Raw genomic sequence first — 25,258 nt, 5'->3', positions numbered from 1 at the left:
CTGCCTCGTGCGCTAGTTGTTCCTCACGCAGCGGAACCCTAGGTTGGACGTTGAGCTGTCTGGCGTGTTCGACGTCCTTGCCGCCACGCGGTAGCGGTTGCAGTACGAAGCATGGCACAGGAACGAGCCGCCCTTCATTACCCTGGTCTGCCCCGTAGCTGGCCCCTTGGGGTCACACAAAACACGATCCGCTCTGAACGCAGTCCGGAACCAGTCCGCGCACCATTCCCATACGTTACCCGTGATGCAGTAAAGGCCGTAGCCGTTCGGCGGAAAAGTGTCCACCGGACATGTGCCGGCGTAGCCGTCCTCTGCGGTGTCCTCCGAGGGAAATGTGCCCTGCCATACGTTGCAGCGATGCTCGCCGCCAGGGGTGAGCTCATCGCCCCAGGGATACAGCTTCTGTTCGAGCCCGCCGCGCGCCGCATACTCCCATTGCGCCTCGGTCGGCAACGACTTGCCCGCCCATCGCGCATAAGCAGCCGCATCGTTCCATGAAACATGCACCACCGGATGCCCGGCGCGATTGGCAAGATCAGAGTGAAGCCCTTCTGGTTGTCTCCAATTCGCACCGCTCACCTTGCACCACCATGGCGCAGACGCGACTGTGTCCTCGACCAGTTTTGCGCGCAGTTCAACAGGAATGTGCGCCCAGAAAACGAATGACCAGCCGAACCGCTCCGCGTCGGTGCGATAGCCCGTAGTCTCAGCAAACGCAGCAAACTCCTCGTTCGTCACCGCGCACGTATCAATCTGAAACGGCGACAGAGTTACTTTGCGAACTGGCCCCTCGCCATCCGCCGGAAAGCCTTTGTCGTAGTCAGTCCCCATCAGAAACGAACCGCCGGGCAGAGAGATCATCGCGCTCTTCAACGATGCGATGCCGCTCCCTGCATCCGGGTGAGAAGGCAAAGAAGCCTCAACATCTCCCTCGCGCTGCGCCGAAGGCGTGCAGCAGCAGCCATCCGGCTTCACACTGTTCCGCTTCAAATCCCCACACGACTTAGCAGTCGAATCTTCCATTTCATTTCCTTTTAGCTGCTATGAAAAGAATAGTCCGTGCCGCGGCAAAATTCTTCCTGACGGTGAACACACGGGGCCGATATCAGCGGATAAAATGGGTCTGACCATGCACGCTACTCTGTATATTGCGCTCGTCACCGCAGCAGTTCTCGGCTTCCGCCACGGTTTCGACTACGATCACATCGCAGCCATTGCCGACATCGTCAGCGTGCAGAGTTCCCGCCGAATCGGCTTTCGACTCGGGATGATCTATGCACTTGGTCATGCACTCACTGTAGCTGCGCTGGGATCCATTGTTGTCGTGCTTGGTGTGCATCTGCCTACGGGCATCGACCGCTGGGCTGAGCGCTTCGTCGGCCTGACACTCCTGGTGCTCGGCATCTATGTTCTCGGCACGCTCATCTTCCGACCCGCTGGAACGCTTCCGAAGAGCCGCTACATGTTGCTGCATCACGCCTGGCATCACACAAAACTTGCTTTCAGCCATGCTGAGCATGGAAAAACTTACACTGCACCCAACTCCTTCGATAGCAGGTCCGTCTTTGTCATTGGCATCGTCCACGGTCTCGGCGCCGAAACGCCTAGCCAGCTGATGATCTTCCTGCTCGCAGCCAACCTCGGCGGAGCGGCACTCGGCATGTTAGGACTCGGCATGTTCCTTGCCGGACTCCTCACCATGAATGCGCTAATGACCGCATCTGCCGCCGGCGCCTTCGGCATCTCACGCCAGCGACCCCACTTGTTGCGCGCGGTATCTGCGCTAACTGGAGCGTATAGCCTGGCAATGGGTATCGTCTTCCTTGCCGGACGCAGTGCCATACTGCCTGCAATCAACTAGGCGTGCGGCTTCCTTTAATCAAGTACGCGGCTTCCTTTTCGGCTTTGCGGAGCCATAGCGCACCGCCGGCAGCACGCTGTTCCACGGCACCGGCGAGGTGAGGATCATCGAAGTATTCGTCGCCACATAAGGCATCATCGAGTCGATCAGCTCTTCCATGTGCCGCACGTCGCGCACTGCGATCTGCACCATAAACGACTCCGCGCCTGTCACGCGATGGCATTCGAGCACCTCCGGCAGTTCGCGCACCAGCGAGGCGAACTTCTGCAGCTTGTCGCCCGCAACCGTCACCTTTACGAAGGCACGCACGGGCAGGCCCACCTTTGCAGGATCGACAACCGCGCGATAGCCCGTGATGACGTGGCCGTCTTCGAGCCTGCGCACGCGCTCGATCACCGCAGGCGTAGAAAGTCCCACACGGCGGCCAAGCTCCGCAAACGCAATCCGCGCATTCTTCTGCAACTCAGCGAGAATCTCGCAATCAATGTCGTCGATCGACCAGCCTGCCTGCATCTGAACAAAACCTCCACAGCGGTGAAATTCATCTCGCACATTAGATCATGAAGCATTTTATTGTATCTTCCATTCATCATGAGGCAGGATGCCCGATCAACCGTATCTTCCTCATTCAACTTCGCGCCCCGTACGCCTATCATCATCCACAGTCGCGAGCACCGAGATTCGAGACAGAGGAGACTCACGTGTCCACACAGGAAAATCGACGTTCCCTGGGCGATGTAGCAGCCCGCCAGTTAGCCAACACTACCAAGACCGCTCCGCAGATGGCGGCCATCACTCCGCGCTGGCTGGTACAGCTTCTCTCCTGGATTCCGCTCGAGTCCGGCACCTACCGCGTCAACCAGGTGCGCCACGATGAAGAGATCGAGGTAGCCTGCGGCTCCCGCGACGAGCGCAAGCTCCCCGAAACCTTCGTCGACTACGTCGACAAGCCGCGCGAATACACGCTCAGCGCCATCTCCACCACAGTCGATATCCACACACGTGTCTCGGACCTCTACAGTCATCCCCACGACCAGATCCGCGAGCAGCTTCGCCTGACCGTCGAAAAAGTAAAAGAGCGGCAGGAGAGCGAGCTCATCAACAACGCCGACTACGGCCTGCTCCACAACGCCGCGAAAGCCTCCCGCATCAAGACCCGCAAAGGCGCGCCCACACCCGACGACATGGACGAACTGCTCTCCGTCATCTGGAAAGAGCCCGCCTTCTTCCTCGCACACCCGCGCGCCATCGCCGCATTCGGCCGCGAATGCACACGCCGCGGCGTGCCTCCGCCAACAGCAACCATCTTCGGCTCACCATTCCTCACCTGGCGCGGCGTTCCGCTCGTCCCCACCGACAAGCTCACCATCAACGCCGAAGGCAAGAGCAACATCCTGCTGATGCGCACCGGTGAAAAGAAGCAAGGCGTCGTCGGACTCTTTCAGCCTGGCCTTCCCGGCGAGCAGACGCCCGGCCTCTCGGTCCGCTTCATGGGTGTCGATCGCAACTCCATCGCCTCGTACCTGATCTCGCTTTACTGCTCCGCAGCCGTACTCACCGAAGATGCGCTTGGCGTCCTCGAAAACGTTGAGGTCGGACACTACCATGAGTACAAGTGATCGCGAAAAATTCGCAGGCGAATCCACACGCCGCATGGAAGACACCTTCGCCGCCCAGAACGTGCCGACGTCATTCATGAACGTCGCCGCACTGACCGAGATGGCGAACGAGTTCTTCCGTGCGATGCCGGGGCAAGCTCCTGCTCAACCATCGACGGAGCCTATGCCCGCATTGCGCCCGGAGACACTGTCCGCTACCGGGGCAGAGGTTCCCTCCGCGCCATCTCAGCCGGTACCTGCCTACGAAACACGGCTGCCACAGTACGGCGCGTCGATGTCCGCAGTGCCCGCCATCCCATCGTCACAAGCCATCCCCAACGAAGTCGGCACAGGCATCGCATCCACCGAACGCCGCACGAACATCGGCACGCTCTCACTCTCACCCGAGCAGCTCGCCGCGCCCAGCACAGCCACGCCACAATATTGCGCGCAGAGCATGACGTCCGCATCGCCATTCTCCATCCCAATGCCACCGTTCGAGGCCGCATTCCCATCATTCGAGATGACGCTGCCGGACCTCGTGCAGATGCCGCTGCCCACCGAAGACGAAGTGAACGCAGCACTGGCGTCCGTCTCCTCCTTCTACTTCCTTGAAGACGCCGGCGCACTCTCAAAACCTGTGGCCTCGGCGGGCAAGCCCCGCGTACCGGAGCAGCCATCCACGCTGCCTGACCTGAAGCTCCCGCGCAACCAGTTCGACATCGCCAGCGTCCGCCGCGACTTCCCCATCCTCAACGAGCGCGTCAACGGACACCCGCTCATCTGGCTCGACAACGCCGCCACCACGCAAAAGCCGCAGGCCGTCATCGACCGCCTCAAGTATTTCTACGAGCACGAAAACTCCAACATTCATCGCGCCGCGCACGAGCTCGCCGCCCGCGCCACCGACGCCTACGAAGACGCCCGCACCAAGGTCGCGCACTTCCTCAACGCCGGCTCCAGCAAAGAGATCGTCTTCGTCCGCGGCGCAACCGAGGCCATCAACCTCATCGCGCAGGCATGGGGCCGCCGCCACATCCAGCAGGGCGACGAGATCATCATCAGTTGGATCGAGCACCATGCCAACATCGTTCCCTGGCAGATGCTCGCCGCCGAGAAAGGCGCAAAGCTCCGCGTCATTCCCGTCGATGACGACGGACAAATTCTCCTCGACGAGTACGAGAAGCTGCTCAACCCACGCACACGCATCGTCTCCTTCACGCAGGTCTCAAACGCGCTCGGCACCGTCACACCCGCACACCAGATGGTCCAGATGGCTCATCGCTACGGCGCGCGCGTGCTGGTCGATGGAGCGCAGGCCGTCTCGCACATGCCCATCGACGTCCAATCGCTCGACTGCGACTTCTACGTCTTCTCCGGCCACAAGGTCTTCGCTCCCACCGGTATCGGCGTCGTCTACGGCAAGCCGGACGCGCTCGAAGAGATGCCGCCGTGGCAGGGCGGAGGCAACATGATCGCCGACGTCACCTTCGAGAAGACCGTCTACCAGGCGCCACCCTCGCGCTTCGAGGCAGGCACCGGCAACATCGCCGACGCCGTCGGACTCGGCGCCGCCATCGACTACCTCGACCACATCGGCATGGCCAACATCGCCCGCTACGAACACGAGCTGCTCGTCTACGCCACGCGCGGCCTGCTCACCATCCCCGGCCTGCGCCTCATCGGCACGGCAAAGGAAAAAGCAGGCGTGCTCTCGTTCGTCCTCGAAGGCTTCAAAACCGAAGAGGTCGGAGCAGCGCTCAACCGCGAAGGCATCGCCGTCCGCTCAGGCCACCACTGCGCCCAGCCTTCGCTGCGCCGCATGGGCGTCGAAACCTCCGTCCGGCCTTCGCTCGCGCTCTACAACAGCTTCGAAGACATCGACGCACTCATCGCCGCCTTGCACCGGCTGAAAAACCTCGGAGCCTGAATCGACGCTGGATTTCCACAGAAAAGATTGACACAGTTGTTAAAATTGAATCAGGAGAAGAAGCAGAAGCCCGGTGCGAACCGGGCTTTTCATTTGCGTTTGCGGAGGGTACTTCGTTGCATGTATCTCCTGTCGTTCGAAGACTTTGGTACTTGGGTACGGGGAGGGGGTACTTCACAGAACTTTGCCAAATCTTGATAGCGGTGAGCCCGTAAAATGGTCGAAACCGCTAAGCTGCCACTGGCAAGGAAGTGTAATGACAAAAAATATTTGTGTAGCTCTGGCCCTCTGCGGCGCCCTGCTCTCACCTGCAGCCCGAGGAGCAAGCGCCGACGATGCCGCCACCGCAACACCGATTAAGCACATCGTCGTCATCTTCGACGAGAACATCTCCTTCGACCACTACTTCGGCACCTACCCGAACGCGCTGAACTCTCCCGGCGAACCTGCCTTCCACGCGCAGCCCAGAACTCCCAGCGTGAATGGCCTGTCGAACACCCTGCTCGAACACAATCCCAACTTCCTGAACAAGACAGTGAACGGGAACCACGCAGTCAATCCCTTTCGCCTCTCGCGCTCGCAGGCAGCAACTGCCGACGAGAACCATGACTACCGCGCCGAGCAGCTCGCCTTCCACGCCGGTCTGCTGGACTCCTTCCCCCGCTACACCGGAATCTCCGGCTCGCCGAAGGTGAAGATGCGCCTCAACACGGAATCCGCCACCGGCTCACCCGAGTATGCGAACCAAGCCAAGGGACTGGTCATGGGCTACTTCGACGGCAACACCGTCACGGCGCTGTGGAACTACGCGCAACACTACGCTATGAACGACAACTCCTACGGCAGCACGTTCGGGCCGTCAACGTTGGGCGCAATCGAGCTGGTCTCCGGCCAGACCAACGGAGTCACGGACCAGATCAACACTGGCAACACCGTCATCGAAGGCGGTGACGGCACCTTCACCATGATCGGGGACCCTGACCCCATTGGCGATGTCTGCTCCGTAACGACAGGCGCGATGGCGCAGCTCACTGGCAACAACATCGGCCTCATGCTCTCGAAGAAAGATATCACCTGGGGATGGTTCGAGGGCGGCTTCGATCTGACTCACACTAATTCGAACGGAACCACCAACTGCCTGCGTAGCACTCACTCCGACGTCGTTCACCTCACCTTGCGCGACTACGTTCCACATCACGAGCCCTTTCAGTACTACAAAGCAACAGCAAATTTCAAACACGTGCGGCCCACCTCGGCAGCGACGATCGGCCACAACGGCGATGCGGGCCTTCATCAATACGATCTCGAAGACTTCTTCGATGCCGTCAAAGCGGGCAACTATCCATCCGTCAGCTTCCTGAAGGCTGCGTCCTATCAGGACGCACACGCCGGCAACTCTGACCCGCTCGACGAGCAGGCCTTCGTTGTCCGCGTGATTAACTTCCTGGAGCAACAGCCAGACTGGAAGAGCACAGCCGTCATCATCGCCTACGACGACTCCGACGGCTGGTATGACCATCAGATGGGTCCCATCGTCAACCAGTCCTCGACCAGAGCCGACGCGCTCAGCGGTCCGGGCCAATGCGGAGACGGCTCGGCCGCGCTGCCCGGTCCGAAGACCGCACACGCGCAAGGCCGCTGCGGCTACGGTCCGCGCCTGCCGCTGCTCGTCGTCTCGCCCTATGCAAAGCAAAACTTCGTAGACCACACGCTCACCGACCAGACCTCGGTGCTGCGCTTCATCGAAGACAACTGGCTGAACGGCGAGCGCGTTGGTGGAGGCTCGTTCGACTCCATCGCAGGCTCAATCAGCAACATGTTTGACTTCACCCATCCCCGCAGCATCCGGCTCATCCTGAATGGCGAAACAGGCGAAGTTGAATCAGATGGGAAGGCCGATTGATCAGCCGCAGACATTTCCTCGAGCAGGCCGGAGCTCTCGCAACAGGCCTGCTTCTAGGCGAAGACGCATTCGCGCTTCCCGCTACAAATCTCAGCACACCAGCACTCGTCGATCCCAATACGCTCGCTCCCTACGTTGATCCTCTCCCGCTTCCCGAACGCGCCGTAAGTCAGGCAATGCGACCCGATCCAGACGCACCCTCGCGCTCAGTTCCCTATTACCGCATCGCGATGGAGGAGATTCACGTCAAGGTCCACCGCGATCTTCCACCTACGCGACTCTGGGGATTCAACGGCGTCTCTCCGGGTCCGCTCATCGAAACGCGCAGCAACCAAGGCCTTCTGGTTGAGTGGAACAACCATCTTCCCCTGAAGCACTTCCTCCCCATCGACTACACGCTGCACGGCTCCGGCAGAGACGTTCCCGAAGTCCGCAGCGTGATCCACCTGCACGGTGGGCGAACACCACCTACCAGCGATGGCTATCCCGAAGAGTGGTACATCACGGGTAAGTCCGCAACCTGCCACTATCCATGCCGACAGGATGCGACGATGCTCTTCTACCACGATCACTCCATGGGCACCAACCGGCTCAACGTCTATGCGGGACTGCAAGGGCTCTTCCTTATTCGCGACGCCGCCGAAGATGCGCTGCATCTACCCAGCGGCAAATATGAGCTGCCTCTCATCATTTACGATCGCTATCTTCGCCAGGACGGCCAACTGCACTATCCGGTCTCGCCAGTTCCTGGCAAGCCATGGGTACCCGAGGTCTTCGGCAATCTTGTCATGGTCAATGGCAAGGTGATGCCGTACCACGAAGTCGAGCCTCGCAAATATCGGCTGCGCATTCTCAATGGCTCGAACGGTCGATTCTACCGGCTCACCTTCGGCGAGAACATGCAGTTCCACGTGATTGGCTCAGACCAGGGATTGCTTCGAGCGCCTGTGCCGCTTGCACGGATAGAACTTAGCCCCGGTGAGCGCGCCGATCTCATCCTCGACTTCAGCCAGTGCGCAGGCCAGAACATCGAGCTCACCAGCGATTCACTCCGCATCATGCAATTTCGCGTATCGAAGGCCTCAGCGAGCGACGCCAATGAGATACCGAAACTCCTACGTAGGATCGACCGCATCCCTGCGTCCGCTACCGTCCGCACGCGCAGGCTCACGCTCGACGAGCATCTTAACCTAGCGGACCAGTCGATGGACATGATGCTCAACAACACTCCCTGGCACGCGCCAATCACAGAGAAGCCCATCCTCAATACCACCGAGATATGGGAGATCATCAACCTCACCGAGGACACACACCCAATCCATCTGCATCTCGTCCGCTTCCAGCTTCTCGACCGCCGTCGCATCGACTCCGCCGCCTATCTCGACGATAAGAGCCTCGTCTTCATGGGCGACACCGTCCTGCCCGCGACGCACGAATCCGGCTGGAAGGACACCATCCAAGTCCCACCCGGTACCATGACGCGCATTGTCGTTCCGTTTCACGGTTACGCAGGCCGCTATGTCTGGCATTGCCACGTGCTCGAACACGAGGACAACGAGATGATGCGCCCCTATGAAATAGTCCCCTCTTAGGGGCTCACAATGTTTAGAGCGTACGGGCGCTTGCGAAAAACTCGATTGCGCAGAAGCTCAAGAGTCGAAATATTGTGATTGCGATACCACAGAAAGAATACTCTAGGCATCTGCAATATTGCTTGTCAAGAATGAGTTTCAAGTATATTTTAGGGTTTGCTTGGTGTGTATTTTCTGTTATCCCTATCACTCAGAACACCAGTGAGGTGAATGTGCGCAAATCGCCCACGAACAAGAGAGCCACGCTCGAGGACGTCGCGCGGCTGGCCGGCGTCGGCGCGATGACCGTCTCCCGCACCATCAATGATCATCCTTATGTTTCCGAAGAGACCGCACGAAGAGTCCGCTCCGCTATTCGCCAACTGGACTATAGACCCAACCACGCGGCACGTATGCTTACCGGTCAGCTCTCAAGATCGATCGGCCTGATTGTTCCAGACCTGGCAGATACGTTTTTCTCCGTAGTAAGTCATGCAGTCCAGGAGACCGCACGGGAGAGCGGATATCTGGTCTGGCTAGCAGCTTCGAATTACGATCCGTCAATCGAAGCTGCACAGGTAGAGCAGATGATTCATCATCCAGTAGATGGAATTCTTCTGGTTCCTGTCGATAGCAAAGACAAATATCTGAAGACGGTGACTGCAGGAACTACACCGATCGTGACTATAGACCGTCCGATTGAGATTGCCGCGACGGATTCAGTAGGTGTCGAAAACCGCGCAGGTGCACGAGTGGCCGTCGAACACTTGATTGGACATGGGCACAAAAAGATTGCCTGCGTAGCTACCAACACGCATCTGGTCACAATTAAAGAGCGGATTCTCGGATATGAAGAATGCCTGCGCCATGCGAAGCTTCCCATATCGAAAACACTGCGACTTGCCGGCCGCGACGATGTCATGCCTGCCATGACCGAGTTATTTTCCTCGCGCAACCGCCCCGACGCTATCTTTGCAGCAAATAACGCAGCTGCGATCTGGGTGATCGAGGCTCTCCGTGAGATGAAGCTTGAGATGGGTAAGCATATTGCTCTGGCTGCGTTCGATGATGTGGATTTCTTCGCCTTGATTACCCCCCCGGTAACGGCTGTGCGTCAGCCTGCTCCTGAACTTGGGCGGATGTCGGCGCGCCTGCTGCTGCAACGAATTAAAGGTGAGTTTGTCTCTTCGAGTGTTCGTACAGTTCTACCTGTCTCCCTGGTTGTCCGCGAATCATGTGGCTGCAAGAAGAAAGAATAATCCGAGATTGAGACTAAGCTTACCGACACTCAACGCTGGGCATAATCCAGTAACCAGATAGATATCAGTGCTTTCTCTGGTGCCCGGAGGGGGACTTGAACCCCCACGACCGGTTAAGGTCTGCGGATTTTAAGTCCGCTGTGTCTGCCGATTTCACCATCCGGGCACTGGGTGGCTGGAAACCTCCGCCTGCTTCATCGTAAACGATTCGCTCTGGCTTTTCTTTCATGGAACTATCCTGTTTGTGCTCGCGTATCTATCGCTGGTTGCTAGTATTTTTGTGGACTGTCTGACCTATGCCCCTACTCGACATCTTCAAGCAGACGCTGTCGGCATTATGGTCCACGAAGCTGCGTAGCTTTCTTACGATGTTCGGCATCGTCTGGGGCATCACTTCAGTGATCCTGCTGGTTGGACTGGGTATTGGCTTCAATATCGATCAGCAGAATCATATGCGCACGATCGGGACCGATATTGCCATCCTGTTCGGAGGGAAGACAGGGATGCAGGCTGGCGGATATGCGGCGGGGCGCGACATCCGGCTGAATATTGGCGATGCGATTGCTATTCAACAGCGAGCTACGCTGGTCAAGACCGTGAGTCCCGAGATCCGGCGCAGCGCCAGTGAAGTAAGTCCGTGGAACGCTGCGGACAGGCCGGTGCGGGGCGTTTGGCCCGATTACCAGAAGTTCCGTTCGCTCACCGTCGATCAGGGACGGCTGATGAATCAGGTGGACGAGGACACCGGAGCGCGCGTCATTCTGCTTGGGTCCGATGCAAATCGTCAGCTTTTTCCCGGCAAACCTGTGATTGGGCAGACGCTGATGGTTGAGGGTTATCCGTACACGGTCATTGGTGTGTTGGCGAAGAAGCAGCAGAATGGCAGCTACGGCAGCGGTCCGGACAATACGCAACTGTTCGCGCCTTATTCGGCGATGGCGCGCGACTTCCCTCCTCCGGAACGGCCTGGCGTGGAACCTGGCTTTGTGAACAATATCGTCATTCAGCCGATCTCGCCTGATCTGCATGAGAAGGCGCTCGATCAAGTCGAGGCGATCATCGCTGAGCGGCATCACTACGACCCAGGCGACAAGGAGGCGCTTTGGGTTTGGGACACACTGGAAGGCGCAAAATTTACTGCCAGAATCTTCCATGTAATGACTCTCTTCTTTGGCGCCGTGGCGCTGCTGACGCTAGCGCTCGGCGGCATCGGTGTGATGAATATCATGCTGGTTGCCGTGACGGAACGGACACGAGAGATCGGCGTGCGCAAGGCGTTAGGCGCGACGGCCGTCGATATTAAGCGGCAGTTCCTGGTCGAGTCGGCGATCATTACTCTGGTCAGCGGAGTAGTTGGTCTGGTGCTCGGTGTGGGCGCTTGCCTGCTGCTGCGGCTGGTTCCGCTGCCGGATTTTGTGCCTCATCCGGTAATTTCTCCGGTGGCGATTATCTCGTCGCTAATTACGCTCACGGTGATTACTCTGTTCGCAGGCACTTATCCTGCACTGCGTGCTGCCAACCTGAGTCCCATTGAGTGTCTGAGGACGGAATAGCCATGAACCTGATCGAGGTCGTCCGGCAAAGCATTCAGTCGCTACTTCGCAATAAGCTGCGGTCGAGTTTGACGATGCTAGGCATCGCCTGGGGACTGGTGACGGTGGTTCTGCTGCTTAGTTATGGCAAGAGCCTCGGGACTGAGGTGATGAACGGGTTCATGGGACTGGGCGACAACGTCATCATGGTCTGGGGCGGACAGACCAGCATGCAGGCTGGCGGCGAGCGTTCGGGAAGACCTGTGAAGCTGCTTGATGGCGACGTCGATGCAATTCGGGATGATGTTCCCTTTCTGAAGGCTGTGAGCGCTGAAACAGATGACGGCTTCAGCTTCAAGTATGGGTCGAAGGTCGTTAATATCTCGACTAAGGCGGTAGATCTGCCCTATGGCGGGATGCGGCGACTCTACATCGACCAGGGACGGTACTTTCAACCCTCCGACTTTACCGACCACAAACAGGTGGTAATCTTTGGCGCTCATGCGGCACAGAAGATATTCAACGGCTTTCCGCCGGTGGGCCAGTCCGTTGAGATCGAAGGGCATCTGTTCGATGTCATCGGCGTCTTGAAGGACAAGATTCAGGACTCCTCGAATAATGGGCCTGACAACGAGAATGCCTTCATTCCGTTCGATATGATTCGGGTGCTCGAAAACGAGCGGGATCCGAACAGCATTGTGTTTCAGCCGCTTTCGGGCGATATGCACATCAAGGCTCTGGCTGCGGTTCGAGCGGTGCTGGCTGGGCGGCACCACTTCAATCCGAAGGATGACAAAGCGGTTCCGGCGTGGGACACGGTTGAGGACTCGAAGCAGATCATGCAGTTTTCTGTGGCGCTGGAGGTCATCCTCGGGATTATCGGGGCGATGACGCTTGGCGTAGGTGGCGTGGGTGTGATGAACATCATGCTGGTTTCGGTGACGGAGCGGACGCGGGAGATCGGGTTGCTGAAGTCGATCGGGGCGCGGCCTCGGGATATCCTGTTCCAGTTTCTGCTGGAGAGCCTGACGCTGACCTTCCTCGCCGGCGCCATTGGGATGGTGATGGCGGTTGCGATCTCGTACATGGTGCCGCCGATGCCTCTGTACTCGGACATCTACAAGACGGCCAACCACCAGGGTGACATCTTTCTGCGGGCTTCGCCGGGGATTATGCTGGCGTCGTTCGTGATTCTGGCGACGGTGGGGATCGTCTCGGGTTTCCTGCCGGCGCTGCGGGCGGCGCGGATGGACCCGGTGGAGGCACTGCGGCATGAGTAGGTACCCCCTCCCCGTACTTAAGTACTAAAGTATTGATTTTAAATGGGTAATGGAGGGGGTACTTTGCCCTGGGGCTTTTCTGCCTCTTTATTTAAGTGTAGCAACTTTGAAAAACTAAACCGCCAAGTGGATGTAGTTGATTTGGCTTTGGTTAGAGGGTTTGAGGGCTTGACAGGTTTTATGGTGGAGAAAAGCCTCGCCCGCTGTGCGGAAAGATGATAACTGCAAGTATAACTTGCTGTTATCCTAATAAAATACAGATTATAAAGTATTTAATTGAATGATAGGCCAGCAGAGGCAAGGATGGCTGGGATTGGTTCAGAGGTGGTGGCGGCCTGGGTGACGAGGTGGTCGATGATGGAGGCGACGCGGGGCCAGTCGGAGCGTTGGGGGATCTCGTGGGCGTTGGCATGAAGTTGCTCGATGCGGTGATAGAAGGGGATGGCGCGGTTGACCTCGGGGTCGCGCCAGGTGGATTTGCGGCAGCCGATGGCTCCGAGGGTGGTGGTGAGTTTGTCCATCGCCGGGGTGAGGTTGTGGCGGAGGAACTGCCATGCGATCTGCTGGTGCGGTGAGCCGGTGGCGATGGAGAGTATCCAGTAGACATTGAGCGAGACGGTGCTTCCCTGCTCTGCGGATGGGATGGGGGCGATGTCGACGAGGCCGCGCACGGCTGAGTCGGATGAGGTGTGAGCCATGGTGGCGAAGCCGAACCAGTTGATCATCATGGCGACGTTGCCTGCGCTGAAGGCGAGACCAGCTTTTACTGAGTCGAGGTTCCGGCATGCGGGATGGACGGCGTGGTGGTCTGCGATGATCTCTCGATAAAAGGTGAGAGCGGCTTCGGCTGCCGGTGTGTGGAATTGGATGTTTCCGTTGGCGTCGATGAGTTCGCCGCCGCGTGTCCAGAGCTGCAGGAGGAAGTCGTAGACGGTGTTGTGGCCGTCGGGATATGCGGCGAAGACGGTGCCGTAGAGGTCCTTTTCCGGCGCGTGAAGGAAGCGGGCGATGCGGTGGAATTCGGCCCACGTCTTTGGCGGTGCGAGTGGTTCGCCGAACTGTTTGAGATAGCGGGATTGTGTGGCTGTGTCTTCGAAGATGTCTTTGCGGTAGATGAGGCACTCGGGGCCATCGTGGAAGGGGACGCCAAGAATGGCAGGGCCGATGCGTTGCAGGCGAAGGAGAGAGTCGGCCCAGCCTTCGGGGTAGTCTGCGGGCGGGTTTGCTTTGAGGAGCGGGGCGAGATCGACGGCACATTGCTGCTCATGCATCGAGGCGATCCAGTCGGTGGCGATGAAGGCTACGTCCCATGCACCTGTGGCCATGCCTTTTGAAGTGAAGAGGGCGTCTTCTAGTGGGTGGAGATCGAGTGGGACGAGGTCGAGGGTGAGTCCGGTGTGGGCTTCGGATTCGAAGTGTTGCCATTGCTGGCGGATGGTTTCTTCGAAGGGAGGATATTTGCGGACGGCGATGCGGAAGGTCTGGCTACGGGACATGGTTGTTTCTTAGTGGATGGGCTGGGTGGATGTACAGATGGAAAATGGTTCGCGCGAATGGTCCAGGTCTCAGAGTCGAGACCTGGGGCACTCGGCTACGCTGCGGAATGGAAATGCAAAAAGTGCGTACCTTCAGTTGCGGAAGAGGGTGTGGAGGAGGTATTCGTGGTTGCCTTCCATGCCGAGGATGGGCGAGTCGATGACTTCGATCCCGGTGCCGCCTTGTTCGGTGACGCAGGTGGTGACGCGCTCGATGGCCTGTTTGCGGGCCTCGGGGTCGCGGACGATGCCGCCTTTGCCGACGTTGCCGCGGCCGGCTTCGAACTGTGGCTTGATGAGGATGACGGCTTTGCCTTGCCAGCGGGCTTGGGGCGTGCTGAGCGCGGCAATGACGGGCGGCAGCACGAGTGTGACGGAGATGAAGGAGACGTCCATTGCGAAGAAGGCGGGCGTCGATGTGGAGACGAGCTCTTCGGGCGCGAGCAGGCGTGCGTTGGTGCGTTCGCGCAGGGTGACGCGCGGGTCGGTGCGGAGCTTTTCGGCGATCTGGCCGTAGCCGGTGTCGATGGCGAGGACTGTGGCTGCGCCGGACTGGAGCATGCAGTCGGTGAAGCCTCCGGTGGATGCGCCGATGTCGAGGCAGTTGAGGCCGGTGAGTGCGATGCTCCAGTGTTCGAGGGCGCGTTCGAGCTTGAGGCCGCCGCGGCTGACGTATTTGAGATCGGAGCCGAGGAGGCGGATGGTGGCGTCGGCGGGGATGGGTGCGCCGGGCTTGTCGACGCGCTGCTCGTTGACGAGGACACGGCCTGCAAGGATGAGCGCCTGGGCGCGTTCGCGTGAGGCGGCGTGGCCGTGGTCAACGAGGAGTTTGTCGAGGCGGGTCTTCATGGCGCGTTGCGTTCATCTTTAGGGTACATGGGCGATGGCGAGTGAATTCGCACAAAATCGTTGCGGTGTTTTCAGGTAAAGTGACTAGGGTAATGATTTGAACGGACTCGCGTTGTCACGGGCAGACGCTTGAAACTTTCACGCTGAGCAATCTATTGAAGGCCCAGGTACGTTTTATGGATAGAGCAATGGGACTTGTCGCCCCTTCAACACCGTCGTCGGAGACTGACGCTGCCCTGCTGGGGCGGGTGCAGAAGGGAGACGAGCAGGCAATGGCGGTGTTGTATGACCGCTATTCGAAGGTGGTCTATTCGGTCGCGCTGCGCGTGCTGAGAGATCCTGCTGCTGCGGAAGACGTTTTGCAGGAAGTGTTCATGCAGGTCTGGCGCAATCCGACGGGGTTTGAGGCGGCGAGAGGCAGCATGGGCGGCTGGCTTGCTGTTGTTGCGAGGAACCGGTCGATCGACGCGTTGAGACGCAAGCGGCCGATGGACCAGGTGGAAGCGATTGCGCTGGCTTCGAACTACAACCTGGCCGATGAGGCTGAACGAAACAGCATGGTGGAGAGGGCACGCAGCGTGATGGTTCGTCTGCCACTGGAGCAGCGGAAGACTTTGGAGATGGCGTTCTTTGACGGGCTGACCCACACGGAGATCGCGGAGATGACTGGCGATCCGCTGGGCACGGTGAAGACCAGGATACGCAGCGGGCTCGCGTCGCTGAGAAAGGCGATGACGGCATGAACGCGACGAGACACTACGATACGGACGATCTGGCGTTGTTTGCGATGCAGTTGCTGCCGGCAAGCGATGCGGCTGAGATTCAAGCGCATGTGGAGCAATGCGCGGAGTGCAGGCAGGAGTTGGCCGCAGTGCAGGGCGATCTTGCGGCGGCGGCGCATACGGTGGATTTGCATTCGCCTTCGGCTGAGGCTCGCGAGCGGCTGTTGAAACAGGTGGCGCGGGAGAAGAAGGTGGTTTCGATGGAGACTGCGGCTGCGCCTGTTCATGCGGAGGCTCGGCCGGTTGAGGCTCCGCCGCTTTCGTCGTATGGGCGCGGGCTGGGCAGTGGCGCGTATCTGGCAGAGGACGAGGCTCCGCAGCGGCATGGCGGGCGGGCGCTGGCGTGGTTGGGCTGGGCGGCGGCGGCGGCGCTGGCGTTTACGGCTGGGAATCTGTATCAGCAGCGGGATGCGTTGCAGAGGATTGTGGCGACGCAGTCGAGCACGATGAACCAGGTGCTGCCGGAGGTCGCCTCGGCGAGGCAATTGATGGCTACGCTGACGGACCCTGGGGCGAAGCGCGTGGTGCTGAATACGGCTCCGCAGGCGAAGCCGCAGCCGCAGGGACGGGCAACGTATGTTGCGAGCAAGGGCGCGCTGGTGTTTGTGGCAAACAACCTGCGACCGCTGACGTCGGAGTGGACCTACGAACTTTGGCTGATTCCTGCGAATGGGCAGGCACCGATTCCGGCGGGGATGTTTCATCCGGACGCGGAAGGCAATGCCAGTGTGATTCTGCCGCCGCTGCCGAAGGGCGTGGACGCGAAGGCGTTTGGCGTGACGGTGGAGGTTGCGGGTGGTGCGACGAAGCCTACGCTGCCGATCATCATGGTCGGCGATTAGCTCCGGTTCTCAATCACCGTGTTAAATAAGAACGGCGGCGAGGATTTCTCCTCGCCGCCGTTTTGTTGTGTGCTGCTTTTTAGAAGGTTACGCGTGCGGAGAATTCCAGCTGGCGCATGTCTCCGACCGCGGTTGCGTAGCCGAAGGAGCTGGCGTTGGTGGTTGGGCTGAAGCTGAAGCTCGTGTTGATGGAGTTGATGTTGGGGTGGTTGAAGAGGTTGAAGGCTTCGGCGCGGAGTTGGAGTCCGGCCCTTTCGGTGATGGGGAATGTTTTGTTGAGCGCGGTGGCGTAGACGACTTCCTTCGGTCCGCGCAGGACGCCGGGTTGCGAGTTGCCGAAGGCTCCCCAACCGGGAACGGCAAATGATGTGTAGCTGTAGAGCGGCTGCTGGCCGATGGCTTTCTTGCCGCTGCCTGAGTTGTGGTGGAGCACGGCGATCTGGTTCGGCCGTGAGGCGAGGCCAGCGTAGGGTGAGCTGAGGCTGACGGTGTTGGCGAAGCCGCTCTGCGCTGTGACGAGGCCGCTGGTTCCCCAGTGCGAGAGCAGCTCGTGGGCGAAGAAGTTGCTGGAGTTGCGGAAGAACGGAAGCTCATAGACGTAGGCCGCGGTGAAGACGTGCGGACGATCGTAGCTGGGGCGTCCGTAGTCGAGCGCGGGGTCGCGCGGGTTCTGGAAGCCGATGTTCGAGTCAAAGGCGTAGGCGGTGCTGCCGGTGTTGGTCTGGTCCTGGTTGCCGAGCGCCTTGGACCAGGTGTAGGCAAGGTTGAGTTGCAGGTCGGCGAGACGGTAGATAAAGCCGGTTTGCAGGGCGTGGTAGTTGGACGTGCCGATGGAGACGCCGGTGTTGATGGCGCCGTAGCCCTGATAGGGGCGGTAGTAGTTGGCGTTGATTTGGGTGGCTCCGGCGACTTTGGCGTTGGCGCCGTTGAGACATGGGTCGTAGGAGTAGCTGCCTGCTGGAATTGGATTGATGTTGTTGGAGGACGCGGCGCAGTCGGTGGTGTGAGCGCTGGTGCCGTTGAGAGCGAAGTTGCGATCGACGCTGTTGGAGAAGATGTGGTCGGTCTTGTCTCCGGCGTAGGCGATGGCAAGGACGCCGTGCGGGATGATCTCATTTTCGAGCGTCAGCGACCAGGACTGGAGCGTCGCGGGACGGTAGGTGCTGTCGAGGCCTGCCGGCGACTGAAGTCCGGGAGCACCAGCGACGCCTCCGGCCGGATTGCTGAACTGGGTGTTGGAGTAGGACTGCGTGGAGACGTAGGGCTGGTTGCTGATGAGGCCGGAGGTCTGGAACATGCCGACCTGCGTGTAGCCGATGCCGTAGCCACCATGCAGTGAGAGTGTGCCCTTCTCGTTGAGGCGATAGGCGAATCCTACGCGCGGAGAGAGGAGGTTCTTCTTCGGCGTAGTGAATCCGCAGGATGTGCCGTTCTGGCAGGCGACGACCATGCCGTTGGTGAGGTAGTTGGCGATGCCGCCATTGGGTGTGAGCGGCTGGTTGCTGCTGTTGTAGACGAAGCCTCCGTTTTGCGTGACTGCCGGGGCAACGGCTGTATTGAACGTGGATGCGTTGAAGTTTGAGATCTGGTTGCCTTCCATGGTGGAGGGCGAGAAGAAGCTGTAACGCAGGCCGTAGTTGAGGGTGAGACGCGGCGTCATCTGGAAGTCGTCTTGCCCATAGAGCTCGAACCAGTGCTGGTGGAAGGTGCCGTAGCGCTGGACGTTGGACTGTGAGTAGGAGCTGAGGAAGCCGAGGAGGAAGTCGGCTGCGATGTCTCCGGTGTGCGAGCCGCTGAAGCCGAAGAGACCTTGCGAGAAGGCGCTGGAGTTGAGGCGGAGAATGTTCCACATGTAGAGACCGCCGGCCTGGAAGATGTGGCGTCCGTGGACGTAGCTGAAGTCGTCGGAGAAGATACCGTCGCCGGTCTTGGAGTAGTTGGGCTGCGCGCCTACGCCGAGCCATGACCAGTAGCTGCCGATGGTGACGCCGGGAAGGCGGTTGTCACCGTTGTTGAACGCCTGCTGGAAGGTGCCTGCGGGGATGTTGTAGTTGCCGGTGGGGAGTAACTGCACCTTCTGATACGTGTAGGCGATGCCTGCGGCGTTGATGATGCTGGGGGTGATGGTGTAGTTCCAGCGGACGAGCGCGTTGAGCGCGGGCGTGTAGGCGATGGCTCCGGGGGTTGGCGAGGGATTGTTGAAGTTACGCGCCGGGCGAATGTCGTTGACCTCTTCGTGCATGTAGCGGACGGTGATGAGGTTTTTGTCGTTAATGTTGTGATCGACGCGATAGATGGTGTCGTTCTGGCTGTCCAGCTCCGGGTTGATGTTGATGTAGTTGGCGAAGGCGGTGTTGTTGTTTTGCGGAAGGTTGGGCAGCGGGAAGAATTGGTTTGCGGGGTTGATGAAGTAGGTTGAGGCGGAGTCGAAGCAGTTGGTGTGGATCTGGTTCTGCACACCGCTGGCATCGTTAAAGAAGCATTGGCTGGGACTGAGGCTGCGGGCGCTCAGCAGATTCTGGCAGAAGCTGTCGCAGGAGAGGACACGGTCAGAGTTGGAACCGGAGACGGGGATGCCGGTGAAGCTCTGGCTGAGATTTCCGCCGCGGATGTCTGAGGTGAACTCGGGGCGCGAGAGGAGCGATGCGTAGTGGTTGGTCTTGAACTCAGCCCCGGCAAAAAAGAAGGTGCGCTTGCGTGAGTTGTTGTAGATGTGCGGAATGACGATGGGACCACCGAGCGTGAAGCCGTAGATGTTCAGGTGAAGGCTGGCGGAGGTGGCGGGGATGCCGCTGACGGAGTAAGGGCGCGCGACGCCGAATGCGTTGTTGCGGATGTACTCGTAGCCGGTGCCGTGGAAGGCGCTGGTGCCGGATTTGGTTTCGATGAGTATCTGGCCCGAGCCCGCGTAACCGTACTTGGCGCTGTAGGCGTTTTTGAGCACGCGCATCTCGCTGATGGCGTCGATGGAGGGAGTGATGTTGACGTTGATGAGTGAGGTGGGCGTCATGTCGTAGACGCCATCGACGGTGTAGGTGGTCTCTTCCGACGATGCGCCGCCGACGATCAGCGAGGTCTGGCCGAGGTAGCCGGCGTTGACCTGCTGGTTGGCTCCGTTGGTGCTGCTGACGCCGGGAACAAGCGTGGCGAGCTGCTGGAAGTTGCGCCCATTGAGCATAAGGTTCGCGACTTCTTTGGAGGTGATGGTTGCGCCGGATTCTGCGGACTCGGTTTGGACGGCGACGGTGTCGGCATCAACCTGGACGGTGGCGGAGACGTTGCCGATGGCGAGCTTGATGTCGAGGCCGCGGCGCTGGCCGGGATCGAGATGGAGATTGGCGATGGTGCTCTGCTGGAAGCCTTTGAGACTGGTGGAGACGGTGTAGTCGCCGCTGGGGAGGTTCTCGACGGTGTAGAAGCCTTTGCTGGTGGAGATGGCGGTGCGGGTGTCGCGCGTGCCCTGATTGGTGACGGTGACGGTGGCGTTGGGCAGGAGTGCGCCGGTCGCGTCGGTGATGGTGCCGGTGATGGCGCCTGCGTTGGTGTTTTGCGCGTGAGCAAAGACGCAGAAGATGGTAAGGAAGAAGATTGCAGTGGCCTGGCTTAAACAGCGAAGTGTGCAGCGCATGGTAGGGTCTCCTTGAAAAGGACTCTTTCTATTGGCACATCGTTTCACGATGGAATCTGAGCGATGCGGGTGACGGTAGGCGCGGGCAGAATTGCTGTCAACGGGGAATGCGGCAGGATTTTTAGACCGAATTGCGGAACAGATAATGGCGAGAAAGGCTTGGATTAACGTGGAGTTTCGATTTTTGCGCTGTTTACTCAATTATGTGGAGGGATGCATGGTGCTTCCGCAACGTGGAACGATGAATTGACCTTCGCTTCTACTCCCGATAAACGTTTTTGTCTTGTGCTCAATCATCGAGTGGAGCAGGTTTGGATGCGGAGAACGTAGGCGTCAGGGTTGGGTGGCGTTGCGGGGAGGGTGACGGAGAGGCCGTAGGGGAGTTGCTCGAATGTAAGCGTGCCGGGTGCGCCGAGGAGTTCGACGCTACAGACTGGCTTGGGGAGATAGGGGTTTCCTTTGTAAAGGATGTGCAGGAGGAGATGATGATCTTCCGGCCAGTCGAGCGCGGTGGCGTAGAGAATGTGGCTGCTCGGATCTTTCGGGACGGTGTAACGGATGTCCTCGGCGGTGTAGGTCTGGATGTCGTGATTCTTCTCGGCTGAATTCGTGCCGGCCTTGGTGGGGCCTTCGCCGAAGACGATGAAGGGGCGCGTGCTGTAGATGGCTTCGCCGTTGGTGCGGAGCCAGGCACCGATTTCGAGCAATACGGTGCGGGCTTCTTCGGGGATGGTGCCGTCTGATTTTGGGCCTACGTTGAGGAGGAGATTGCCGTTTTTGCTGACCGTGTCGACGAGTTGCTGGATGAGGGATTTTGCGGTGCGGTACTGGTCGTGCTCGACGTAGCCCCAGGAGTGGATGCTGATGGAGGTGTCGGTTTGCCAGGGGAGCAGGCGGAGGGTGTCGAGCTTGCCGCGCTCGATGTCGAGCGTGGCGGTGTTGGCGGGCATGGCTTCTTCTTTGTAGGTGAGGACGGGGTGCTGGCCGCGGTGCGCGGACTGGTTGTAATAGTAGGCAGCGAATTGCTGGAGGTAGGGTTTGAAGGCGGGCTGACCGATCCACCAGTCGAAGTAGAAGAAGTCGGGGTGGTACTTGTCGACGAGCTCGGTGCTGCGGGCGAGCCAGTCGTCGAGGAAGGCGCGGTTGGGTGGGAGCCAGCGCTCGAGGTGTGAGGGGTCGGGCTCTTTGGCTGCGGGCTTGCCGTCGGGCGTGGGGAGCGACATAGGTTCGGCGGGGCCGTAGAGGCCGGCGTTGGCTGGGTCCTCGACATCGGACGGGAAGGTGCGGCCGGTGCCGTACCACCACCAGTGTTCGGCGCGGTGTGAGGAGACGCCAAAGTAGAGGCCGTGGGCGCGGGTTGCTGCTTCCAACTCGGCGATGATGTCGCGGTGTGGGCCCATGCGGGCCGCGTCCCAGGTGGTCATCGAGGAGTTGTACATGGGGAAGCCGTCGCAGTGTTCGGCTACCGGGACGATGTACTTTGCGCCGGCCTGCGTGAAGAGATCGAGCCAGGCGTTGGGGTCGAAGTGCTGCGCGCGGAACATGGGGATGAAGTCTTTGTAGCCGAACTTTGTCTGCGAGCCGTAGGTGGCGACCTGGTGCTGGAAGGCGGCATTGCCGGGGACGTACATGTTGCGCGAGTACCACTCGTTTCCGAATGCCGGAACGGAGTAGACGCCCCAATGGATGAAGATGCCGAACTTCGCGTCGCGGAACCAGTCCGGCGTGCGGTACTGGGCGAGAGAGTTCCAGTCCGGCCTGTAGAGATTGCGATGTGTGGAATCGCTGTTGGCCGCGCGGACTTTGGCTACCTGATGGGCTACGTTTGCCGAGAGGTCGGAGTGCTGGAAGGTTTGTGCTTGCGAGACGAGCGTGGCGACGGCGGCGAACGTGATGATGAGAAACTTTTGATTCACGGCGACACGATAGCAGAGCGCGGGGTAGTTTTGTAATGCGGAATATTCCAGAGGAGTTGGCGATGCGCTTGATGCGGGCCTGGGTTGCGGTGTGTGTGTTGGCAGGGTGTGGTGTTGCGCAGGCGCAGAGTCATCTGATGGTGGCGACGGGACTGGAGTGCGATGCGCAGGCGCGGCCGATGTCGGTGGAGGATGTGCCTCAACTTGAGTGGAAGCTGGCTGCTCGCGGCTCGTTGCACGGTGCGGGACAGAGCGCCTATCGGGTGCTGGTGGCTTCGTCAGCGGGTGACATTGGGAAGGACCACGGCGATGTGTGGGACAGTGGGCGTGTGAAGTCGGATGCGACGTTTGGTGTCGCGTATCACGGCAAGGAGTTGGTTCCTGAGGCTACTTATTTTTGGAAGGTGATGGTTTGGGATGAGCGCGGTATTGCTGCCGGGTGGAGCGAGGCTGCGAGTTGGACTATGGCTCCCACGGTTTGGACCGCGAAGTGGATTGGTGAAGCGGGCACGACGAACGAGACGGCGGAGATGCCGGTGTTTCGGCATGAGTTTGTGGTGAAGAAGCGTCTGGTGCGGGCGGTGCTGGATGTGTCGGCGCTGGGACAGGGCGAGGTGCACCTGAACGGCGTGAAGGTGGGCGATGCGGAGGTTGCTCCGGCGTGGACGGATTATCGCAAGACGGTTCGATATGACGCTTATGACGTGACGCGGATGCTGCGTGTGGGGCGGAACGCTGTGGGCGTGATGGTGGGCAACGGGATGTTCAATGTGGTGAAGACTCCGGGGCGATATACGAAGCTGGTGAACAGCTTCGGGCGGCCGATGGTGCTGGTGCAGATGCGTCTCGAATATGCGGATGGGACTTCGGAGGTTGTAGCGACGGATGGCTCTTGGATGGCTGCGCCGGGGCCGATTACGTTTTCTTCGACGTATGGCGGCGAGGACTACGATGCGACGAAGGCGATTGCTGGTTGGGATCGCGTTGGTGGTCGCAGTGATGCGTGGTCTGCAGTTGAAGTGGTTGATGGGCCTGGCGGCAAACTACGTGCTGAGGTTGCGCCTCCGCTGCGCGTGATGCGTGTGTATGAGCCGGTGAAGAAGACGGTGGTGAGTTCCGGTGTGACGGTGTATGACCTGGGACAGAACTTTGCTGGGTGGCCTGAGGTGCGCGTGAAGGGGGCGAAGGGGGCGGTGTTGAAGCTGACTCCGGGTGAGCTGTTGAATGCGGATGGCACGGTGTCACAGCGAAGCTCAGGCGCAGGGCGGCGCGGATCGCAGTGGTTTAGCTATACGGTGGGCGCGACGGGTGATGTGGAGGCGTGGCATCCGCGGTTCAGCTACTACGGGTTTCGTTATGTGCAGGTGGAGTGGACTTCCGGCAAGGGTGAGGTGGGTTCACTGCGCGGGGATGCGGTGCATTCTTCTTCGGCGGTGACGGGCGAGTTTGCCAGCTCGAACGCGATGCTGGATTCGATACACAAGCTGATTGTGGAGGCGATGCACAACAACGAGGTGAGCTTGTTTACGGATTGTCCGCATCGGGAAAAGCTTGGATGGCTGGAGGAGACTCATCTGGTTGCGCCAGGGTTGCTCTTCAACAACGATCTGCGTGGGTTGTATCGGGCGACGGAGGAAAACATTGCTGATGAGCAGAAGAGTGATGGCATGGTTCCGACGATTGCTCCTGAGTACACGGTGTTTGCGAAGCAGGGATATGGAGTGTTTGATGATTCGCCGGAGTGGGGTTCAGCGGAGGTGTTGGGTGGATGGACTGCATATCGCGCGTATGGTGATGTTGGGGAGTTGGCGCGGGAGTATCCGGTGATGCAGCGGTATGTCGATTATTTGAAGAGCAAGGCGCAGGATGGCATCGTCGCGTATGGGCTGGGCGACTGGTATGACATTGGGCCGGGCGAGCCGGGGATGGAAAAGAACACGACGATGGGTGTGACCGGGACGCTGATGCTATATCAGGATGCGAAGGTGATGGAGAAGGCCGCTGGCGTCTTGGGCAAGGCTGACGATGTGCGCAGGTATGCGGCGTTGGCTGCTCAGACTGCGGATGCTTTCAACACGCGGTTCTTTCATGCGGATACGGCGCAGTATGACCGGGGGAGCCAGACGGCGAATGCGATGCCTTTGGATCTGGGTATCGTTCCTGACGACAAGCGGGCGGAGGTGCTGGCGCATATCGTCGCGGACATTCACACGCATGACGATCATGTGACGACGGGTGAGGTCGGGTATCCGTATATGCTGCGCGCGCTGATGGATGCTGGCGAGAATGATCTTCTGCTGGCGATGATGATGCGCAAAGATCCGCCGAGCTATGGGTCGCAACTGGCCGCGGGTGCGACGGCGTTGACGGAGGCGTGGGATGCGAATCCGCATAGCTCGCAGGACCACTTTATGCTGGGCGGCGCGGAGGAGTGGTTCGATCGCGGACTGGGTGGGATTGATTTCGATATGTCACGCGCGAGGGATGAGAGGATTACGATTCGTCCGCGTGTGGTGGATGGAATGGACTGGGTACGGACGAGCTATGACTCACGTCTGGGGATGGTGAAGAGTGCCTGGCGACGCGCGGGTGGCGCGCTAACGATTGATGTCAGCGTGCCGGTAAATGCTTCGGCTACGGTGTGGGTTCCGGTACGGGCCGGTGAGACTGCCGTCTCGCAGAGTGGTGCAATGAAGCTGCGCGATGAACGTGGAGCTACGGTATATCGTGTCGATTCGGGGGCTTGGCATTTTGTGGTGAAACATCACTGAG

17 protein-coding genes and 1 tRNA gene are annotated in these 25,258 nt (G+C 59.6%); 11 read left to right on the top strand and 7 right to left on the bottom strand.

Annotated features, from left to right (window positions below; all coding sequences use genetic code 11):
- Positions 1 to 12: 12 nt before the first annotated feature.
- A complete protein-coding gene (locus IEX36_RS01735) occupies positions 13 to 1,023 on the bottom strand; it encodes a formylglycine-generating enzyme family protein (RefSeq protein WP_188757634.1) in 1,011 nt (336 codons plus the stop codon).
- A gap of 106 nt (positions 1,024 to 1,129) precedes the next feature.
- Between IEX36_RS01735 and IEX36_RS01730 the strand changes: the two genes are divergently transcribed.
- The gene (locus tag IEX36_RS01730; protein WP_188757633.1) at positions 1,130 to 1,861 is read left to right on the top strand and encodes a hypothetical protein; all 732 of its coding nucleotides are present in this window, start codon (positions 1,130 to 1,132) and stop codon (positions 1,859 to 1,861) included.
- 18 nt (positions 1,862 to 1,879) lie between these two features.
- Here the strand turns inward: IEX36_RS01730 and IEX36_RS01725 are convergent, their stop codons facing one another.
- Entirely contained in the window at positions 1,880 to 2,374 is a 495-nt protein-coding gene (locus IEX36_RS01725) for an Lrp/AsnC family transcriptional regulator (RefSeq protein WP_188757632.1), read from the bottom strand.
- Between the two features lie 188 nt (positions 2,375 to 2,562).
- On the opposite strand from IEX36_RS01725, the gene IEX36_RS01720 reads away from it, so the two are divergent.
- The 5 genes from IEX36_RS01720 (at position 2,563) to IEX36_RS01700 (ending at position 10,122) form a co-directional block, all read left to right on the top strand.
- On the top strand, positions 2,563 to 3,480 hold the full coding sequence (locus IEX36_RS01720) for a family 2A encapsulin nanocompartment shell protein (RefSeq protein ID WP_188757631.1): 918 nt from the start codon (positions 2,563 to 2,565) through the stop codon (positions 3,478 to 3,480).
- The gene (locus IEX36_RS01715; protein WP_188757630.1) at positions 3,467 to 5,389 is read left to right on the top strand and encodes a family 2A encapsulin nanocompartment cargo protein cysteine desulfurase; all 1,923 of its coding nucleotides are present in this window, start codon (positions 3,467 to 3,469) and stop codon (positions 5,387 to 5,389) included. The genes IEX36_RS01720 and IEX36_RS01715 overlap by 14 nt, the downstream gene beginning before the upstream one ends.
- A gap of 256 nt (positions 5,390 to 5,645) precedes the next feature.
- On the top strand, positions 5,646 to 7,292 hold the full coding sequence (locus IEX36_RS01710) for a phospholipase C (RefSeq protein ID WP_188757629.1): 1,647 nt from the start codon (positions 5,646 to 5,648) through the stop codon (positions 7,290 to 7,292).
- Complete coding sequence (locus IEX36_RS01705) at positions 7,289 to 8,884, top strand: multicopper oxidase family protein (RefSeq protein ID WP_229668628.1); 1,596 nt, start codon at positions 7,289 to 7,291, stop codon at positions 8,882 to 8,884. The genes IEX36_RS01710 and IEX36_RS01705 overlap by 4 nt, the downstream gene beginning before the upstream one ends.
- A gap of 212 nt (positions 8,885 to 9,096) precedes the next feature.
- Complete coding sequence (locus IEX36_RS01700) at positions 9,097 to 10,122, top strand: LacI family DNA-binding transcriptional regulator (protein ID WP_188757628.1); 1,026 nt, start codon at positions 9,097 to 9,099, stop codon at positions 10,120 to 10,122.
- Between the two features lie 77 nt (positions 10,123 to 10,199).
- Here the strand turns inward: IEX36_RS01700 and IEX36_RS01695 are convergent.
- Positions 10,200 to 10,288: transfer RNA gene (locus IEX36_RS01695), tRNA-Leu, on the bottom strand.
- A 130-nt stretch (positions 10,289 to 10,418) separates the two neighbouring features.
- Here IEX36_RS01695 and IEX36_RS01690 point away from each other — a divergent pair.
- Positions 10,419 to 11,675, top strand: a complete 1,257-nt coding sequence (locus IEX36_RS01690) for an ABC transporter permease (protein ID WP_188757627.1) — start codon at positions 10,419 to 10,421, stop codon at positions 11,673 to 11,675.
- Positions 11,676 to 11,677: 2 nt separating this feature from the next.
- Positions 11,678 to 12,934, top strand: a complete 1,257-nt coding sequence (locus tag IEX36_RS01685) for an ABC transporter permease (protein ID WP_188757626.1) — start codon at positions 11,678 to 11,680, stop codon at positions 12,932 to 12,934.
- A gap of 272 nt (positions 12,935 to 13,206) precedes the next feature.
- On the opposite strand, the gene IEX36_RS01680 is transcribed toward IEX36_RS01685, so the two are convergent.
- Positions 13,207 to 14,430 (bottom strand): extracellular solute-binding protein, encoded by a 1,224-nt coding sequence (locus IEX36_RS01680; RefSeq protein WP_188757625.1) that lies wholly within the window; start codon positions 14,428 to 14,430, stop codon positions 13,207 to 13,209.
- Between the two features lie 132 nt (positions 14,431 to 14,562).
- Entirely contained in the window at positions 14,563 to 15,318 is a 756-nt protein-coding gene (locus IEX36_RS01675; RefSeq protein WP_188757624.1) for a TlyA family RNA methyltransferase, read from the bottom strand.
- 188 nt (positions 15,319 to 15,506) lie between these two features.
- Here IEX36_RS01675 and IEX36_RS01670 point away from each other — a divergent pair, with 188 nt between their 5' ends.
- Positions 15,507 to 16,061, top strand: coding sequence for a sigma-70 family RNA polymerase sigma factor (locus IEX36_RS01670; RefSeq protein WP_229668627.1), 555 nt, complete (start codon positions 15,507 to 15,509; stop codon positions 16,059 to 16,061).
- A complete protein-coding gene (locus tag IEX36_RS01665) occupies positions 16,058 to 16,942 on the top strand; it encodes an anti-sigma factor (RefSeq protein WP_188757622.1) in 885 nt (294 codons plus the stop codon). Before IEX36_RS01670 ends, IEX36_RS01665 begins: the two co-directional genes overlap by 4 nt.
- A gap of 79 nt (positions 16,943 to 17,021) precedes the next feature.
- Here the strand turns inward: IEX36_RS01665 and IEX36_RS01660 are convergent, their stop codons facing one another.
- Complete coding sequence (locus tag IEX36_RS01660) at positions 17,022 to 20,570, bottom strand: TonB-dependent receptor (protein WP_188757621.1); 3,549 nt, start codon at positions 20,568 to 20,570, stop codon at positions 17,022 to 17,024.
- 293 nt (positions 20,571 to 20,863) lie between these two features.
- The gene (locus IEX36_RS01655; protein WP_188757620.1) at positions 20,864 to 22,486 is read right to left on the bottom strand and encodes an alpha-L-fucosidase; all 1,623 of its coding nucleotides are present in this window, start codon (positions 22,484 to 22,486) and stop codon (positions 20,864 to 20,866) included.
- Between the two features lie 62 nt (positions 22,487 to 22,548).
- On the opposite strand from IEX36_RS01655, the gene IEX36_RS01650 reads away from it, so the two are divergent.
- On the top strand, positions 22,549 to 25,257 hold the full coding sequence (locus IEX36_RS01650) for a family 78 glycoside hydrolase catalytic domain (RefSeq protein ID WP_188757619.1): 2,709 nt from the start codon (positions 22,549 to 22,551) through the stop codon (positions 25,255 to 25,257).
- The last annotated feature ends 1 nt before the right edge of the window (position 25,258 follow it).

The sequence above is a fragment of the Edaphobacter acidisoli genome (assembly GCF_014642855.1).
Classification (GTDB): domain Bacteria; phylum Acidobacteriota; class Terriglobia; order Terriglobales; family Acidobacteriaceae; genus Edaphobacter; species Edaphobacter acidisoli.
This window is presented reverse-complemented; position numbering and strand designations above follow the sequence as displayed.